14 protein-coding genes are annotated in these 17,243 nt (G+C 69.6%); 4 read left to right on the forward strand and 10 right to left on the reverse strand.

Features of this window, described 5'->3' with window-relative positions; genetic code table 11:
• The first annotated feature begins 24 nt into the window (after positions 1-24).
• A complete protein-coding gene (locus tag ACOQPQ_RS02925) occupies positions 25-1,140 on the forward strand; it encodes a polyamine ABC transporter substrate-binding protein (protein ID WP_420637947.1) in 1,116 nt (371 codons plus the stop codon).
• Positions 1,141-1,228: 88 nt separating this feature from the next.
• On the forward strand, positions 1,229-2,269 hold the full coding sequence (locus ACOQPQ_RS02930) for a D-2-hydroxyacid dehydrogenase (RefSeq protein ID WP_420637948.1): 1,041 nt from the start codon (positions 1,229-1,231) through the stop codon (positions 2,267-2,269).
• Positions 2,270-2,368: 99 nt separating this feature from the next.
• Here ACOQPQ_RS02930 and ACOQPQ_RS02935 read toward each other — a convergent pair whose 3' ends face one another.
• Together ACOQPQ_RS02935 and ACOQPQ_RS02940 are read right to left on the reverse strand one after the other, a co-directional pair.
• Positions 2,369-3,478, reverse strand: coding sequence for an acyl-CoA dehydrogenase family protein (locus ACOQPQ_RS02935; protein ID WP_420637949.1), 1,110 nt, complete (start codon positions 3,476-3,478; stop codon positions 2,369-2,371).
• Between the two features lie 20 nt (positions 3,479-3,498).
• Positions 3,499-4,686 (reverse strand): acyl-CoA dehydrogenase family protein, encoded by a 1,188-nt coding sequence (locus tag ACOQPQ_RS02940; RefSeq protein ID WP_420637950.1) that lies wholly within the window; start codon positions 4,684-4,686, stop codon positions 3,499-3,501.
• A gap of 65 nt (positions 4,687-4,751) precedes the next feature.
• On the opposite strand from ACOQPQ_RS02940, the gene coaE reads away from it, so the two are divergent.
• On the forward strand, positions 4,752-5,363 hold the full coding sequence (gene coaE, locus ACOQPQ_RS02945) for a dephospho-CoA kinase (RefSeq protein ID WP_420637951.1): 612 nt from the start codon (positions 4,752-4,754) through the stop codon (positions 5,361-5,363).
• 55 nt (positions 5,364-5,418) lie between these two features.
• On the opposite strand, the gene ACOQPQ_RS02950 is transcribed toward coaE, so the two are convergent.
• The 8 genes from ACOQPQ_RS02950 to ACOQPQ_RS02985 form a co-directional block, all read right to left on the reverse strand.
• Positions 5,419-6,621 carry an acyl-CoA dehydrogenase family protein gene (locus ACOQPQ_RS02950; RefSeq protein ID WP_420637952.1) on the reverse strand — a complete coding sequence of 401 codons (1,203 nt, stop codon included), beginning with the start codon at positions 6,619-6,621 and terminating at the stop codon, positions 5,419-5,421.
• A 52-nt stretch (positions 6,622-6,673) separates the two neighbouring features.
• On the reverse strand, positions 6,674-7,876 hold the full coding sequence (locus tag ACOQPQ_RS02955; protein WP_420637953.1) for an ABC transporter permease: 1,203 nt from the start codon (positions 7,874-7,876) through the stop codon (positions 6,674-6,676).
• A 72-nt stretch (positions 7,877-7,948) separates the two neighbouring features.
• Complete coding sequence (locus tag ACOQPQ_RS02960; RefSeq protein ID WP_420637954.1) at positions 7,949-8,644, reverse strand: ABC transporter ATP-binding protein; 696 nt, start codon at positions 8,642-8,644, stop codon at positions 7,949-7,951.
• A gap of 36 nt (positions 8,645-8,680) precedes the next feature.
• Positions 8,681-10,567, reverse strand: a complete 1,887-nt coding sequence (locus tag ACOQPQ_RS02965; protein ID WP_420637955.1) for a peptidoglycan-binding protein — start codon at positions 10,565-10,567, stop codon at positions 8,681-8,683.
• Positions 10,564-11,394 (reverse strand): amidohydrolase family protein, encoded by an 831-nt coding sequence (locus tag ACOQPQ_RS02970; protein WP_420637956.1) that lies wholly within the window; start codon positions 11,392-11,394, stop codon positions 10,564-10,566. The genes ACOQPQ_RS02965 and ACOQPQ_RS02970 overlap by 4 nt, the downstream gene beginning before the upstream one ends.
• Before the next feature lie 45 nt (positions 11,395-11,439).
• Positions 11,440-12,240: a crotonase/enoyl-CoA hydratase family protein gene (locus ACOQPQ_RS02975; RefSeq protein WP_420637957.1), complete on the reverse strand. Its 801-nt coding sequence runs from the start codon at positions 12,238-12,240 to the stop codon at positions 11,440-11,442.
• Between the two features lie 92 nt (positions 12,241-12,332).
• The gene (gene gcvP / locus ACOQPQ_RS02980) at positions 12,333-15,230 is read right to left on the reverse strand and encodes an aminomethyl-transferring glycine dehydrogenase (RefSeq protein WP_420637958.1); all 2,898 of its coding nucleotides are present in this window, start codon (positions 15,228-15,230) and stop codon (positions 12,333-12,335) included.
• Positions 15,231-15,296: 66 nt separating this feature from the next.
• On the reverse strand, positions 15,297-16,394 hold the full coding sequence (locus ACOQPQ_RS02985) for a hypothetical protein (protein ID WP_420637959.1): 1,098 nt from the start codon (positions 16,392-16,394) through the stop codon (positions 15,297-15,299).
• 73 nt (positions 16,395-16,467) lie between these two features.
• On the opposite strand from ACOQPQ_RS02985, the gene ACOQPQ_RS02990 reads away from it, so the two are divergent.
• Positions 16,468-17,229 (forward strand): SDR family NAD(P)-dependent oxidoreductase, encoded by a 762-nt coding sequence (locus ACOQPQ_RS02990; protein WP_420637960.1) that lies wholly within the window; start codon positions 16,468-16,470, stop codon positions 17,227-17,229.
• The last annotated feature ends 14 nt before the right edge of the window (positions 17,230-17,243 follow it).

Below are 17,243 nucleotides of genomic sequence, written 5' to 3' on the forward strand. Positions count from 1 at the left end.
GACCCATTACCCAAAGGAGTTTCCATGAAGGTATCCCACAAGCGCAGCCGACTGTTCTGGCTGCTGTCCCTGCTCTTGCCCATTGCCCTGGTGGCCACGGCCTGCGGGGGTGATGACGACGACGGCGGTGAGGCGGCCGCCTGCGAGGTCAATGAGACCGACGGCGATCTGGCCATCTACAACTGGGCCGAGTACATCGACCCGGAGCTGCTCGAGGACTTCGAGCAGGAGTTCGGCGTGAGCGTGACGATGGACGTCTACGACTCCAACGAGGCGATGCAGCCGATCATCGCCGCGGGCAATTCGGGCTTCGACCTCATCGTGCCGTCGGACTACATGGTGGCCATCCTGATCGCCGGGGGCACCATCCAACCCCTGCAGAAAGACGCCATCCCCAACCTGTCCAACATCTCCAGCGACTTCCAGAATCTGATCTACGACCCCGCCGGTGACTACTCGGTGCCCTACCAGTGGGGCACCACCGGTCTGGCGGTGGACACCGCGGTGGTGGGCGCCGATTTCCCCCGGACGTGGGGCTTGGTGTTCGACCCGGCGATCGCCGACCAGTACAGCGGCTCCATCTCCCTGCTCAACGATCCCCGGGAGACGCTGGGCGCCGCCCTCAAGTACCTGGGGTACTCGCTGAACACCACCGATGAAGGCGAGCTGCAGGAGGCCACCGACCTGGTGGCCAGCACCCGTGATCGGCTGGCCGCGTTCAACACCGACTCGGCCGACGAGTTCCTCACCACCGGGGAGACGGCGATCGCCCACGGCTACTCCGGCGACATGTTCACCCAGTTCCTAGACACCGACGACCCCTCCCGGTACGTGTACTTCGTGCCCGAGGAGGGCGGTACCCGCTGGATCGACAATATGGCCATCCCGTTCGACGCCGGCAGCCGGTGTACGGCCCACACGTTCATCAACTGGCTGCTGAACGGCGAGCAGGGCGCCGCCCTGTCGAACTACAACTATTACGCCACGCCCAACACCGCCGCGGTGGACGGGCTGGACGAGGAACTGCGGGTATTCGTGACCTCCCGGGACGTGGCCCCGGTGGAAGTCCTGGAAGAACTGGTGGACACCGGCGACTTCGAGATCAAGTACTCCGACGCCTTCATCGAGGCCAAGGGCTGATCGCAAGCGAGGCGGTGGTGGGGCTTCGTCCTCGCCACCGCCTCCGTCAGCCACCGCCGGCGGTGCGGGCACCACTAGGGTTCGCACGATGAGCGAGTGTCGTGCGGTGTTGATGTTCCCGCCGGGGATGGACCGGGCCACCCTGGAGGGGCTGGGCCGGGAGTTCCCCGGTGTGCGGTTCGACAACATCGGCTACATCGAGCCCCACGGCTTGCGGGACGCCAAGGCCAAGGGTCGGGTGACCGACGAACTGTTGGCCACCGCGCCGCCGCTGTCGGACGCCGAACGGGCGGTGATCGCCGAGGCCGACGTGTTGATGGCCCTCGACCTGCCCCCGGGGATCATCGGTTGGGCGCCGCGGTTGGCGTGGGTGCAGGCCATCGGGGCGGGCGTCGGCCAATTGGAGCCCGCCAACCTCAAGGCCAACGGCATCGCCTTGACCAACGCCGCCGGGGTGGCTTCGGTGCCCATCGCCGAGTTCGCCATCGGCCGCCTGCTGGAGGTTTGGAAGGACATCCGCGTCCTGGAGCGCCAACAGCGCGACCGGCAATGGCAGATGCACCAGGGCCTGTTGGTGAAGGGCCGCACGCTGGGCATCGTGGGCCTCGGCGCCATCGGCCGGGACGTGGCCCGGCGGGCTCGGGCCTTTGAGATGACGGTGTTGGCCAACCGGCGGTCGGCTCGACCCGGCGACACCGATCCCGACGTGGACGAGCTGTTCGGCCCCGACGGGCTGGACGACATGCTGGCCCGCAGCGACGCCGTGGTCCTGTGCGCCCCCCACACCCCCGAGACGATGGACCTGTTGGACGCCGACCGTCTGGCCCGGCTGAAGCCGGGGGCGGTGGTGGTGAACGTGGGGCGGGGCTCGATTCTCGACGAGACCGCCCTGGTGGCGGCCCTCGAGTCGGGGCACGTGGGCGCCGCCATTTTGGACGTCACCCGCCAGGAGCCGCTCCCCGCCGACAGCCCCCTGTGGGACGCCCCCAACATGTACCTGTCGCCCCATTGCTCCACCGCCCGGGAGGGCTACAACGAGGCCTTGCTGGAGCTGTTCCGCGACAACCTCGGTCGCTACGTGGCGGGTGAGCCCCTCCGCAACGTGGTCGACCCCGACCGGGGCTACTGAGCACCAAGGCGAGAGCCCGGCCACCGGTTCCGGGGCCGGGTGGGGGACCGGCGCCGCTCGCAGTCGGTCGGTGTCATCCCCGGCCGGGCGGGGACTGATTCAGCTCGCGGCCAGTTGCGCGCCGAGGGTGCGGAGCTGTTGGGTACCGGCCCCCAGGGAGCACTCGATGTGCTTGTTCCACAGGGTGTAGCGGTGCAGCGGGTAGTCCACGCTCACCCCCATGCCGCCATGGACGTGCTGGGTGGCGTGGGCCACGTCGTGGGCCCAGTGGGAGGCGTACCACTTGGCGATGGGCAGCCGCAGGGAGGCGTCGTTGCCGGTGGCCAGGTCGTAGAGGGCGGCGTAGGCGCACAGCCGCACCGCCTCCACGTGCATGAACTGGTCGGCCAGGCGCTGGGTGACCGCCTGGAAGGTGGCCACCGGTCGGCCGAACTGCTCGCGCTCGGTGGTGTAATCGGCGGCCAGGCGCAGGGCCCGGTCCACCACGCCCACCTGGGTGGCGCACAACAGCGCCACCGCCCGGTCGGCCAGCCACTTGGCCGAGGCGCCATCGGCGGGCCCCAGCGGCTCGCACGGTGCGCCGTAGAAGCTCACCTGGTGTACGGGTTGGAACCGGGTGGACACGCCCGCTTCGGTGGTCACCGCCGGGTCGGACAGATCGGCCAAGAACAGCCCGGTCCCGCTGGTGGTGCCGTTGTCGGTGCCGTCGTCCAGGCCGGCCACCACCACGATCTTGGCCGATTCGGCGGTGAACTCCACCACCTCCTTGGTGCCCACCAGCTTGCCGTCCACCACCCGTGACATCGGCTGGGTGATGTCGTCGTTCAGGTACTCCTGCAGGCCCACGGTCAACAGGTTGGACCCCGCCGTAAAGCCCGGCAGTTCCCGTTGACGCTGCTCGTCGGAGCCGAAGGTGTCCACCGCCAGCGCGGCCAACCCGCCGCTCCACAACGGCAGCGGGGCCACGTGACGTCCCTGGGCTTCGAGGAGTTGGCCGACGGCGACCAGGTCCAGGCCCCCGCCGCCCACGTCCTCGCCCAGGCCGATGCCCACCAGACCGGCGTCGGCCAGTTCACGGTAGAGGTCGCGGTCGAACCACTCCCCGGCGGCCTCAATCTCCATCAGCCGCTCCATGTCGCAGCGGTCGCCCATGATCTGGTCGGCCAGTTCGGCCACGGCTTGCTGTTCTTCGGTGAGGGTGAAATCCATGGTGGTGCTCCGGCCCGCGCCTACTTGCGGCGCTTCTCGCGGGGCAGGCCGAGACCGGCCATGCCGATGATGTCGCGTTGGATCTCGTTGGTGCCCCCGCCGAAGGTCAGAATCCAACAACCCCGGTAGGACTCCTCCATGCGGTGGGAAAACTCGGCGTGGGGGGAGCCCTTCTTCAGGTGCCCGGTGGCCCCCACCACCTCGGTGAGCCCGGAGTAGATGAGGTGCATCGACTCGGAGCCCCACACCTTGATGGTGGACGCCAGGGCCGGGCTCACGTTGTTGCCCACGGTGGATTCGTGGGCCACTTTCCAGTTCAACAGGTCGAGGAACTCCACCCGGGCCCGGCACTCGGCCAGCTTCATCTGCACCCACTCCTGGTCGATCACCCGGCGGCCGTCGGGCAGCTTGGCCTCCTTGGCCCAGTCCACCGCCTGGTCCACCAGGTTGGCGATGCCCCCGGAGGCGCACAGCGACACCCGCTCGTGGTTGAGCTGGTTGGTGATGAGCCCCCAACCCCCGTTGATCTCGCCCACCCGCAGCCAGTCGGGCACTCGAGCGTTGTCGTAGAACGTGGCGGTGGTGTGGCTGTTGCCCATGGTGATGAACGGCTGGATGTCGAAGCCGGGATCGTCGGTGGGGACCAGGAACATGGTGATGCCCTTGTGGGCCGGGGCGTCGGGATCGGTGCGGGCCGCCAGCCACACGTAGTCGGCGTCGTAGGCCAGGCTGGTGAACATCTTCTGGCCGTTCACGATCCACTCGTCGCCGTCGCGCACCGCCTTGGTCTTGAGGGCGGCCAGGTCGGTGCCCGCGGTGGGCTCGGAATAGCCGATGGAGAAGTGCATCTCACCGGCCAGGATCTTCTTCAAGAAGAACTCCCGCTGGCGGTCGGTGCCGTATTCCCGGATGGTGGGGCCCACCGTGTTGATGGTGAGGAAGGGCACCGGCACCTGGGCGGCCCAGGCCTCGTTGAAGAAGATGTACTGCTCGATGGGGGTGAACCCCTTCCCGCCGTACTCCACCGGCCAGCCCACGCCCAACCAGCCGTCGGCGCCGATTTGGCGGATCAGGGCCTTGTAATCCTCGTTGGCCTCGGTCTCGGTGTGGCGGATCTTGGCCCGCACCTCGTCGGTCATGAGATTGGCGAAGTAGGTGCGCAACTCCTGCTGGAGTGACAGTTGGTCGGCGGTCAGCTCAACTCGCATGGTCACAGTGTGTCAGCCGGCACCGACTCGGGGCTACCCCCGCACCCTGCCTAACATCGGGCCTCGTGCTGGTTGTGGGGTTGACCGGGGGAATCGGGGCGGGCAAGTCCACCGCGGCCGCCCGATTCGGCGAGCTGGGGGCCCACGTCATCGACGTGGACGCCATCGGCCGGGAGGTGTTGGCGCCCGGCGGGCGGGCCGAACAAGCGGTGGTGGACGCGCTGGGCCCGGAGGTGCTCGACGAACAGGGTCACATCGACCGGGCCAAGGTGGCCGCCGAGGTGTTCGGCCGACCCGACCGGCTGGCCGCCCTGGAAGCGGTCAGCCACCCGGCCATCAACGCCGAACTGGAGCTGAGGCTCCAGGAGTTGGCCGACGGGGGAGAGGCCCAGGTGGTGGTGCTGGACATGGCGGTTCTGGCCGAGAGCCGGCTGGGCCAATTGGACTCCGGTCGGGGCTACACCCAAGTGGTGGTGGTGGAGGCCCCCGAGGCGGTTCGGTTGCCCCGGCTCATCCAGCGGGGGCTCACCGAAGACCAGGCTCGAGCCCGCATGGCCAGCCAGGCCACCGACGCCCAACGCCGGGCGCTGGCCGACCACGTGATCGCCAACGACGGATCCCCCACAGAACTCGCCGCCGCGGTGGATCGGGTGTGGCAGCAACTGGTCGGCCCGTAGCCGCTCTTGGTGGGAGGCCGGCCAGGGCCGGCGGAGCAGGCCGCCGCGTGGGCCGCTAGGAGCGGGGGATGGCCTCCCAGGGTTGGCCCTTGTAGGGGTCGGGCTCTTTGGGCAGGCCCAGCACCCGTTCGCCGATGATGTTGCGCTGTACCTCGTTGGTGCCCCCGGCGATGCCCATGCCGGGCGCGCCGACCACCCCGTCGGCCCACTGGCCGGCGTCGTCGTCGCCCGCCTCCCACGCCTGACCCGAGGCCCCGGTCAGGCCGATGGCCACGTCGGCGGTGCGGCGGCTGAGGATGGCGGCGTTCAGCTTGGCGATGGAACCCTCCGGCCCGGGGGCCCGGCCCTGCGCCGCGGCCTGGCGGATGCGCATGCCGATGAACGACTGGACGCGCTCGCGGATGTAGAGGTCGGCCAGGGCGTCGCGGGTCACCGCGTCGGTGTGGAGGCCCCGCCGGCGGGCCTCGTCGATGAGCAGGGTGCTGCCCATTCTGCTGCCCATGGCCCCGTTGTCGGCGGCGCCGATGGCCACCCGCTCGTACATCAACATGGCCACGGCCACGTTCCAGCCCTGGCCCTCGCCCCCCACCAGGCAGTCGTGGCCCACCTGTACGTCGGTGAGGTAGATCTCGTTGAAGTGCGAGCTCCCGTTCATCTGGCGCAGGGGTCGGATGTCCACGCCGGGCAGGGACAGGTCGACGATGAACATGGACAGCCCCCGGTGCTTGGGCTGGGAGGGGTCGGTGCGGGCCACGCACAGCCCGAAGTCGCAGTACTGGGCGCCCGACGTCCACACTTTCTGGCCGTTCAGCACCCACTGGTCACCGTCGCGTACCGCCCGGGTGGCCAGGGAGGCCACATCGGAACCCGCGCCGGGCTCGGAGAACATCTGGCACCAGATCTCGTCGGCGCGGATGATGCGGGCCTGGTGGCGAGCCCGCTGCTCGGGCGTGCCGAAGTCGTTGATCACCGGTAGGCACATGCCGTGGGAGATGGTCACCGGGAGCAGGGGGGCCTGGTAACCGGACAGCTCCCGGTTGAACGCCTCCAGGTAGGACTTGTCCAGCCCCTGGCCGCCGTACTCCACCGGGTAGGTGATGCCCCCCAGTCCGGCGTCGGCCAGCGCCCCGTGGAACCGACGGCACTCGGCCACCCGTTCGGTTTCGGACCACTCCACCGGCGGCTCGTCGCGGGCCACGGCGTTGGCCGCCAGGAAGTCGGCGGCCCGCCGGCGGAACTCATCCAGGGTGACGGTCATGGTCAGAGACTAGGTGCACTTGGCCGACGGCGGTAACGCCGAAGAACGGGGTTCAGGCCAGCGGTCGCACCGCTTCGGCGGGATCCATGCGCGACGCCCGCCACGACGGGTACATGCCCGCCACCAGCCCCACGCCCAGGGTCACCGCCAAGCCGATGGCGATGAAGGACAGCTCCACGGTCATGGGCCAATCCAGCACCTGGGTGGTGGCGGCCACCACCCCCAGCCCCAGGGCGATGCCGGCCAGGCCGCCGAGCAGGGTCAACAGCATCGACTCGATGAGGAACTGCACGGCGATGTGCATCTTCTGGGCCCCGAGCGCCCGACGAACCCCGATCTCGCCCCGACGCTCCAACACCGAGATCAACATGATGTTGCCCACCCCGATGGCGCCCACCACGATGATGACCACCACCAGCAGGCTGAGCAGCGACTCGAAGTTCTCGCTGATGATCTCCCGGGCCTCCAGGTCGAGCGACGACACCGAGACCTCACCGGGGGCCTCGGGGTTGGCCTGGCGGGGCAGCAGCTCACGGACCTGCTCGATCACGTCCAGGTCGGTCTGCACCCAGATGCGCTCGGGGTTGGCGTCGGCGTCGTAGAGTTCCTCGGCCACCGGGAACCCGATGAGGGCCGCCCGGTTCAACGTGAGCCCCTGGCTGATGGTGAAGGGGTCCAGGACGCCGATCACCGCGAACTCGTGGCCGGAGATGTGGACGGTGGGGTTGGCGTAGAGCCGGTCGAAGCCCAGCACTCCGGCGGTGTCGGACCCCAACACCACCGTGGGCACCTGCACGGTGGCGGCGTCGTGGAAGCGGCCGTGGGCCACGCTGCCCCGCAGGGGGACCAACAGGTCGAGATCGTCCTGGTCCACCGCGAACAGCCGGATGCCCCCGGTCTCCACGGTGGGAATGAGGTCGGTCTTGCGAACGGTGGCGGGCACCCGGCGGATGGATGCCACCCTCAGCACTTGGTCTCGCATGTGGGTGTCGATGGCCGCGGCCGCACCGGGCAACAGCTCGGGGTCATCGGCGAACGAGGTGCCAGGGGTCAACTCCAGCACGTCGATCCCCTGGTCCAGCAGGTCCCGCTGGGCGTCGGCTTCCCCCGAGTTGATGATGCCGACCAGCGCCACCAGGGCGGCCACGCCGATGGCGATGCCGACGGCGGCCATGAAGGTGCGGCCCTTGCGGGTTCGCAACCCCAGGGTGCCGAGCGACAGCGAGTCGCGCGCCCGCAGCTTGCTGCGGCTCATGGCCGACGCTCCTCACGCGGTCCTTCACGAGGTTCCCGACCCCGCGACGCCCGCCGCTCGCCGCCCGCCACCTCAGGGCCTCGCCGAGTCGTGGCTGATGCGGCCGTCGAGGATCGCCACCGAGCGGGGCATGCGGGCGGCCAGCTCCCGGTCGTGGGTGATGATCACGATGGTGGACCCTGCCCGGTTGAGTTCGAGGAAGAGGTCGATGATCTCCTCGGTGGTCTGGGAGTCGAGGTTGCCGGTGGGCTCGTCGGCCAGCACGATGGCCGGGTCGCCCAACAGCGCCCGGGCGATGGCCACCCGCTGGCGTTCCCCGCCCGAGAGCGTTCCGGGCCGGTGACCCATACGGTGGCCGAGCCCCACCCGCTCCAGGGCATCGCGGGCCATCTCCCGTCTCCGGCGCACCCGGATGCCCTGGTAGAGGCAGCCGGTGGCCACGTTGTCGAGCGCGGTCAGCCCCTCCAACAGGTGGAACTGCTGAAAGACGAACCCGATGCGCCGACCCCGCACGTCGGCCACCTCGCGGTCACGGATTTGCGACAGGGTCTGGCCGTCCACCACCACATCCCCCGAGCTGGGGCGGTCCAGGGCCCCCATCATGTTCAACATGGTGCTCTTGCCCGATCCCGACGGGCCGACCACCGCCACCAGCTCCCCGGCGTGGACCACCAGATCCACGCCGTCGAGAGCCCGCACCGGGGGGGTGCCCGGGTAGTGCTTGACCACCTGGCGCAACTCCAGCACCCGCTGGGGCGGCGACGACATCACTGGGGTTCCCGGATGGGGCCGAGAGTCGGTCCGCTACGGGATGCGCACCTGGTCGCCCACGTCGAGATCGCCCCCGGTGATCTGCACGAAGGCGTCCACGAACGTGCCCACCTCCACCGGCACCAGGGTGGTCGATCCGTCGTGGACCACCTCCACGGAGAAGCCGCCGTCCACGGTGGCGATCAGCGCCGAGGCGGGCACCACCAGCGCGTTGCGGGTGACCTCCTTGGTGATGGTCCAGTTGACCGGGGCGGCGTCGAAGCGGGAGGAGGCCTCGTCGTCGAGCAACACGATGACGACCTCGATGGTGGGATCGCCCGGCGCCCCGGTCTGGGCATTGGGCAGCCGGGTGGCCACCCGGGCCACCTCCGACACCACGCCGGGGGTCAACCGGCCGTCGGGCAGCTCCACCTCCACCGGGTCGAGGCGGTTCACGATGTCGGCGTCGCCGGGGTCGATGTCGCTGGTGATCTCCTGGTACTGGCCGGTGACGGTGAAGGCCGCCTGTTGGGCGGACACCGACTGGCCCACGGTCACGTTCACCGCCGAGATGCGGATGGGTTCCTCGATGAACACGATCTGGCCCATCCGGACCTCGCCGGTCTCCTCCACGCCCAGGCGGTTCTGCCACTCCTCCACCACGTCCTCGGTGACCGGGGTGAAGTTGTGGTCGACGGTCATGCCGTCCCAGCCGGGGATGTCCATGTCCACCAGGGCTTGTTCGAGCTGCTCCACGTCGGGGCCGTCCTCCATGTCGCGGTGGAAGTCCCGGTACATGGGGCGGTCGCCCCGCAGAAGAATCACCGGGTGGCCGCTGACTTCGAACAGGGTGTCGCCCACGTCGAGGATGTCCCCTTCTTCGGGAAGGCGACCGGTGACGATGCCCGAGGAGTTGGTGTACAGCGGCTCGGGGTCGCCGAAACCCAGGGTGCCGCTGAACTCCTCGGTGTCGATGAGGTCACGGCGGACCACCTCCGCGGTGTTCAGCTCCTCGGTGTCGCGCAAGATGGCGGCGGTCGTGGCCGGGTCGGGGGACGGGGCCTGGGTGGTGGTGGCCTCGGGCGCTTGGGTGGAGGCCGCGGTGGCCGGGGTGGCCGATGCTGTTGCGGGGGTGTCGGCCCCCGACGCCTCGCCGGGGGTGGCCGTCGTCCGGTTGGGCTCGCCGCCCCCGAAGGTCGGCAGGCAGACCTCCAGGGCGGCCTGGGTCTCGTCGTCCAGGTTGGCGGCGTTGTTGCCCCCCGTGTTGAAGCCGGTGTTGGGGAACTGGTTGAAGTCGGGGTCGGGGAAATCGTCGAGCCCCTGGTCGCGCATGCACCGGGCGAAGGCCAGCGCGTTCTCCTCCTGCTCCACCTGCTGCACGTTGCCGTCCTGCTGGGGGGCCAGGGCGATCAGCTCGCTGAACACACTGGCGCAGGCCTGGAGGGCCTGGCCCAGCCCGGCCTGGGTGAAGCTGACCCCGGCGTCCTGCATGGCCTGCAGGAAGCTGGCCTGGTCCACCACCTGGGAGCTGTCGATGTCGGGGAAGTCGGTGAACCCCTCCTCGCGGATGCAGCGGGAGAAGTCCACGAAGGCCTCGTCGCGCAGCCGGAGCAACTCCTCCTGCGACGTCTCCGAGGGGGATTGCCCGTCCTCGGTGTCCGCCTGGGCGGGAACCAGGGTTTGGCCGTCCTCGGCTGCGTTGTCGTCGGGCTCGGGGGCCGGCGTCGCCGGGGGCTCCGCGGGGTTCTCGGGGACGTCCATGCCGTCGATGCGTTCCAGGGCGTCGAACAGGCCGTCGGGCAGAAGCTCGGACGGGTCGGTGGTGGCCACCTCGTTGCCGTTGTCGGCGGCCGGGCCGCAGGCCGCCACCATGGCCAAGGCCACAGCCAGCGAGGCGACGGCTAGGCGCAGGGGGGTGGAGGGGAGGGCGGGGAGTCTCATGGTTGAACCAGTCCAAACAGGCGGCGGGCGGTGCCTCCCGCTACCGCGGCTTTGTCATCGTCGCTCAGGTCCGACTCCAGCAACTGGCCCAGGATGTGGCTGATGCGCCGTCCCAGCGGCCAGGAATACAGGTCGGTTCCGTAGACATAGCGGTGCGCGCCGAACTGGCGCACGTGGTGGGCAATGAAGTCGAAATTGTAGGAGAGGCTGCAATCGAACACCAGATTGGGGTAGGTGGCGGCCAGGTGGCCGCAGTGCTTGGTGCCCTCGTGGGTGGCGTAGCCGTCGAGCACCAGAAAGGTGAGCTCGGGATGGCGGGAGGCGAGCTGGCCCACCTTCCACAGCGACTCCTCGGCCGATTCGTCCAGGGCGTGGATCACCGGCAACAGCCCGAGTTCGCCCATGGCCCCCACGTAGGTGGACACCCAGTGGTTGTCGATGCTCACCCCCTGGAAGCGGGTGTGGAAGCTCATGCCCACCAGGCCGAGCGGCCCGGCGGCTCGCTCCAACTCGCCCAGGCTGCGCGCGCCGTCGCGGGGCTCCACGATGCCGATGGCCACCGGGAACCGGTCGGGGGTGGCGTCGCGGTAGGCGGCGATGGCGTCGTTGGTGGCCCGGGTGTCGGCGTGACCGTTGGGCCGCAGGTACCCGTGGCCGGGGATCACCGCCGCCTGGTCCACGCCCCCGGCGTCCATGATCTCGATGCGCTTGGCCAGCTCCAGGGCGGCGTAGGCCTCGGGATCGGGGGTCTCGTCGGGAGGCAGGCCCAGCGCACCCGAGGCGTCACCCACGTGGTGATGGACGTCGAAGACGAAGAGGTCGGACATGGCTACCTCGCAAGTGGGGGTGTTGCCCGCGGGGCCGGGGTGGGCCTAGCGGCGCTTGAATTCGGGCTTGCGCTTTTGGCTGAAGGCCAGCGGGCCCTCCTTGGAGTCCTCGCTTCGGAACACCGCCATGCCGTACTCGAACTCGTGGGCCAGGGCCTCTTCTTCGGTCATGCCGTCGGTCTCGTGCAGGGTGCGCAGGATGGCCTCCACGGCCAGCGGGCCGTTCTCGCAGATGGTGGCCGCGATCTCCTTGGCTTTGGCCAGGGCCTGGCCGTCGGGCACCACCTGGCCGATGAGGCCGATCTCCTTTGCCTCGGCCGCGGTGATGTGCTTGCCGGTGAGCAGGATCTCCGCCGCTTGGGTGTAGGGGATCTGGCGTCGCAGCCGCACCGCGGAGCCGCCCATCGGGTACAGCGACCAGCGGGCCTCCGACACCCCGAAGCGGGCGCTCTCCCCGGCCACCCGGATGTCCATGGCCTGCAGGATCTCGGTGCCCCCGGCGATGGCCACCCCCTCCACCGCGGCGATGATCGGCTTGGTGGGCCGGTAGTTGCGCAACAGCGCCTTCCAGTGCAGATCGGGGTCGGCGGCCTGGCGGGCGGCCACGTCGATCTCGGGGTCGGCGTTGCCCGCGTTGCCGCTCATGGCCTTCAGGTCGGCCCCCGAGCTGAAGTTGCCCTCGGCCCCGGTGACGATGATGCAGCGGATGTCGTCGTCGTTGGACGCCTCCTCATAGGCGTCCAGCATCCGCACCAGCATGGCCCCCGACAGGGCGTTGTAGCGCTCGGGGCGGTTCATGGTGATGATGATCGAGTGGCCCTCTCGTTCCACGATGGCGTCAGGCACGTTGGGGTCTCCTTTGTGGTGGGGTTGTCGGTGGTGTGTCGGTCGTTGGCGGATGTCGTTCAGCGGGTTTGTGGGTTCGGCCGGTGCGCCGGTCAGGCCAGGTCTTCGATGGGCGGACAGGCGCAGAACACGTTCTTGTCGCCGTGGGCGGCGTCGATGCGACCGATGGGCGGCCAGTACTTGCGCTCGTGGAGCTCGGGCAAGGGATACAGGGCCTGGTGGCGGCTGTAGGGGCGGTCCCAGTCGCCGGCGGTCACCGCGGCGGCGGTGTGGGGGGCCCGGCGCAGGGGGCTGTCCCCCATGGCGATGTCCCCGTCGGCCACCTGCTGGATCTCGGCCCGAATGGCGGTCATGGCGGCCACGAAGCGGTCCAACTCCACCTTGGACTCCGATTCGGTGGGTTCGATCATCAGGGTTCCGGCCACCGGGAACGACACCGTGGGGGCGTGGAAGCCGAAGTCGATCAGCCGCTTGGCCACGTCGTCCACGGTGACGCCGACCTCGGCGTTGAGGGGGCGCAAATCCAGGATGCACTCGTGGGCCACCAGGCCGTTCTCCCCGGTGTAGAGCACCGGGAACAGGGGGTGGAGGCGGGCGGCCAGGTAGTTGGCGTTGAGCAGGGCCATGCCGGTGGCCTCGGTGAGGCCGTCGGCGCCCATGGCGGTGATGTAGGCCCAGGAGATGGGCAGGATCCCCGCCGAACCCCACGGAGCGGCCGACACCGCGCCCACGCCGGTGGCCGGCCCGGCCTCGGCCACCACCGGGTGGTTGGGGAGGTACGGGGCCAGGTGGGCCCCCACCGCCACCGGCCCCACCCCCGGGCCGCCGCCGCCGTGGGGGATGCAGAACGTCTTGTGCAGGTTCAGATGGGAGACGTCGGCGCCGAAGCGACCGGGGCGGGCCACCCCCACCAGGGCGTTCAGGTTGGCCCCGTCCAGGTACACCTGCCCCCCGTGGGCGTGGATGAGGTCGCACACCTCGGTGACGGTGGCCTCGTACACCCCGTGGGTGGAGGGGTAGGTGATCATCAAGGAGCTGAGCTTGTCCCCGTGCTCGGCGAGCTTGGCCTGCAGGTCGACCATGTCCACGTTGCCGTCGTCGTCGCACTTCACCACCACCACCCGCATCCCGGCCATGACCGCGCTGGCCGCGTTGGTGCCGTGGGCCGAGGCGGGGATCAAGCAGATGTCGCGTCCGGTTTCCCCCCGGGCGGCGTGGTAGCCCCGGATGGCCAAGAGTCCGGCCAGCTCACCCTGGGAGCCGGCGTTGGGTTGCAGCGACACCGCGGCGTAACCGGTGATGGTCACCAGCATCTCCTCCAGCTCGGCGATCATCGCCCGGTACCCCTCGGTCTGGTCGGTGGGGGCGAACGGGTGCATCCGGGCGAACTCGGGCCAGCTCACCGGCTCCATCTGGGTGGTGGCGTTGAGCTTCATGGTGCACGAGCCCAGCGGGATCATGGTTCGGTCGAGGGCGAGATCCTTGGAGGCCAGATGGCGCAGGTAGCGCAGCATCTCGGTCTCGCTGTGGTAGCGGTGGAACGTGGGGTGGTCCAGGTAGGCGCTGGTGCGCAACGCGTCGGCGGGGATGGCGTCGGGGGTGGAGGCGTCGAGGGCGTCGATGTCGGTGGCGTCGGGGTCGACGCCGAACGCCCGCCACAGCGCGGCCAGCGTGGATCGGGTGGTGGTCTCGTCCAGGGAGAACGCCACGGTGTCGTCGTCCACCGCCCGCAGGTTCAGGCCCTCGGCCACGGCGGCGGCCACGATCGACGGGCCCCGACCGGGAACCCGGACGGTGACCGTGTCGAAGAAGTGCTCGGCGGTCAGGTCGTGGCCTCCACGGCGCAGCCCGGCGGCCGCGATGGCGGTCAGGCGGTGGACCCGGCGGGCGATGCGGGCCAAGCCCTCGGGACCGTGGTACACGGCGTACATGGCGGCCATCACCGCCAAGAGCACCTGGGCGGTGCAGATGTTGCTGGTGGCCCGCTCCCGGCGGATGTGCTGCTCGCGGGTCTGCAGGGTGAGGCGGTAGGCCACCGCCCCGGCGTCGTCCACCGACACCCCGGCCAGGCGGCCGGGCAGCGAGCGCATAGCCGATTCGGGCACGGCGATGAAGCCGGCGTGGGGGCCGCCGAAACCGAGCGGCACCCCGAACCGCTGCGACGAGCCCACCACCACGTCGGCCCCCAGCTCGCCGGGCGGGGTGAGCACGCACAGCGCCAGCAGGTCGGTGGTGACCGCCACCAGGGCGTTCACGTTGTGGGCGGCGGCGATGACGGCGCTCAGGTCGCCGATGCGCCCGGAGCTGGCCGGATAGGACACCAGGAGGCCGAAGGCCCCCTCGGCCAGCTCTTCGACGTTCTCCGACTCCAGGTCGGCGACCACCACCTCGATGCCCAGGGGTTCGGCTCGGGTGGCCACCACGTCGATGGTCTGGGGGTGGGTGTCGGCGTCCACGATGAAGCGGTCGTCGGGGGCCTTGCGGTTGAGCCGCCGCAACAGGGTCATGGCCTCGGCCGCCGCGGTGCCCTCGTCCAGCAGGGAGGCGTTGGCCATGCCCATGGCGCACAGGTCGGTGACCATGGTCTGGAAGTTGATGAGGGCCTCCAGGCGGCCTTGGGATATCTCCGGTTGGTAGGGGGTGTAGGCGGTGTACCAGGCGGGATTCTCCAGCACGTTGCGCCGTATCACCGGCGGGGTGATGGTGTCGTGGTAGCCCATGCCGATGAGCGACGTGAGCACCGTGTTGCGGTCGGCCAGGGCCCGCAGCTTCTCCGTGGTGGCCGTCTCGGTTGTGCCGGGGGGCAACCCCAGCGGATCGTGGTCGCGGATGTTGGGGGGCACCGCCGCGTCGACCAGATGCGACAGGGAGTCATAGCCCAGTGCGGCCAGCATGGCCGCGGTGTCGGCCGCGCCGGGCCCGATGTGGCGGGCCCGGAACTCCTCGGGATTCTCGAGGGTGGCCAGGTCGCCCGGAGCGTGCGGAGCCATCTAGGGGGCTCCCGTGCTCCGGCCCGCCGAGACCGGTGATCCCGTGGTGGGGGAGTGCGGGGCCATCTAGGGGGCTCCCACGGCGCCGTCGGTCAGGCCGTAGCGGTTGAAGGCCCCGAAGAATCCTTGCTCGTAGAGGCCGTAGCCCACGTTGCCGTCGTAGGTGTAGCGGCCCACGTGGTCGATCACCCCGTACTGCCCGATGGGCTTGACCTCGGTGTCCACGTCCATGACCTTGCCCTGCACCACCAGATCGGGCCCCTGGTACATGCCGTGGCGCCAGTCGGCGTCCATCCCGTAGCCGGTGCCCACCGACACGAAGTTCACCAACAGGGGTTGGCAGTCGATCTCCACCCCGGTCTCGGGGAAGGTGATGGTGGAGTGGGTGAGCACCCGGGTGCCCGATTCGAAGGTGTGGTCGTGTTCGGGTCGGCCCAGGTCTTCGTCGGGGCGGCCGTCGACCCACACCCGCTTGCCCTCCACCAGTCGCCGGGTGCCGTCGTCGGCCTCGTTGTTCATGTACAAGATGGCGTGGTCGTCGAACATCATGGGGAAGTAGTTCCACATCCCGGACATGACGTTGACGCCCTGGCGGATGCCGTCGCCTTCCGGCTCTCCCACCGGGCGGATGCCCCAGGAGCGGTCGCGGGCCCCGCCCCATCGGTCGGGGGTGACGGCGAAGTCCTCACCACCCACCGACAGGGTGCCCGACCACCGGCCCAGTTGGGCGAATCGCTGGGTGTTGAACACCACCCGACCCAGGCTGCGAATGAACTGGTTGGGTTCCTCGATGGCCCGGATGGAGGCGTCCCAGGTGACGTCCATGGCGATGGAGTGCTCGGTGGGCTCCACGATGAAGCGCACTTTCTGCAGCGGCTCGATGACCTCGATGCGCATGGGGCCGACCGACATGTCCATGCGGTCGGTGAGCGGACGGGAGCCCCGCACCACGTGGTGCTTGTCGCCCCGGCGGACACAGCAGAAGGCGTCGTGGACCCCCAGGTTGGGGTATTGGCCCATGCCGAAGATGGCGAACAGCTCGTCGCTGGAGGCGTGCATGCAGAAGTAGTTCCGGTCGTAGAAGTTCCGATCGGAGGTGGCGGCGTGACGGATCCAGTTGGGGGACTGGTGGACGGGGAACTCGTCCCACGACGAAATGCTCATCGGTGACCTTTCGGTGCTCGGGGCCTCGGGATTGCCCTCGGTCGGCGGCTCGGTGCGCCTACCTTAGGTGGCCATGAGCACGATGATGGAAAACAAGGTGGCGTTGGTCACCGGAGGGGCCAGCGGCATCGGACGTTCGGCCGCGGTGTTGTTCGCCCGCCGGGGCGTCCGGGTCATGGTGGCCGACCGCAATGCCGAAGGCGGGGCCGAGACGCAGCGGCTGATCCAGGCCGAAGGCGGGGAGGCCCGGTTCGCCGCCGTGGACGTGACCGACGAGGAGCAGGTGGCCGGGGTGGTGGCGTCCACCGTGTCGGCGTTCGGGCGCTTGGACTGCGCCTTCAACAACGCGGGGATCACCCATCCGTCCCGGCTGTTCCACGAACTGACGTTGGAGCAGTGGGACGAGATGATCGCCGTCAATCTCACCTCGGTGTTCCTGTGCATGAAGCACGAGATCATCCAGATGCGGGCCCAGGGCGGCGGGGCCATCGTCAACAACGCGTCGGGTGCGGCCATTGTGCCCGCCCCCGGCCAACCCCACTACACCGCGGCCAAGCGGGGGGTGCTGGGGTTGACCACCCATGCGGCCGACGAGCTGGGCAACGAGGGCATCCGGGTCAACGCCGTGTGTCCGGGCATGATCGACACCCCCATGGTGGCCGCGTGGCGGGAATCCAGCCCGGAGATGGCCGACGCGGTCATCCAGCAGATGCCCGGCCAACGCCTGGGCCTGCCCGAAGAAGTGGCCGAGGCGGCGGTGTGGTTGTGCAGCGACGAGGCCCGCTGGGTGTCGGGCGACACCATGGTGGTGGACGGCGGCATGGTGTGCCGCTGACCTCTCGGCGCATG

Source organism: Candidatus Poriferisocius sp. (assembly GCF_965219775.1).
Classification (GTDB): Bacteria; Actinomycetota; Acidimicrobiia; order Acidimicrobiales; family Bin134; genus Poriferisocius.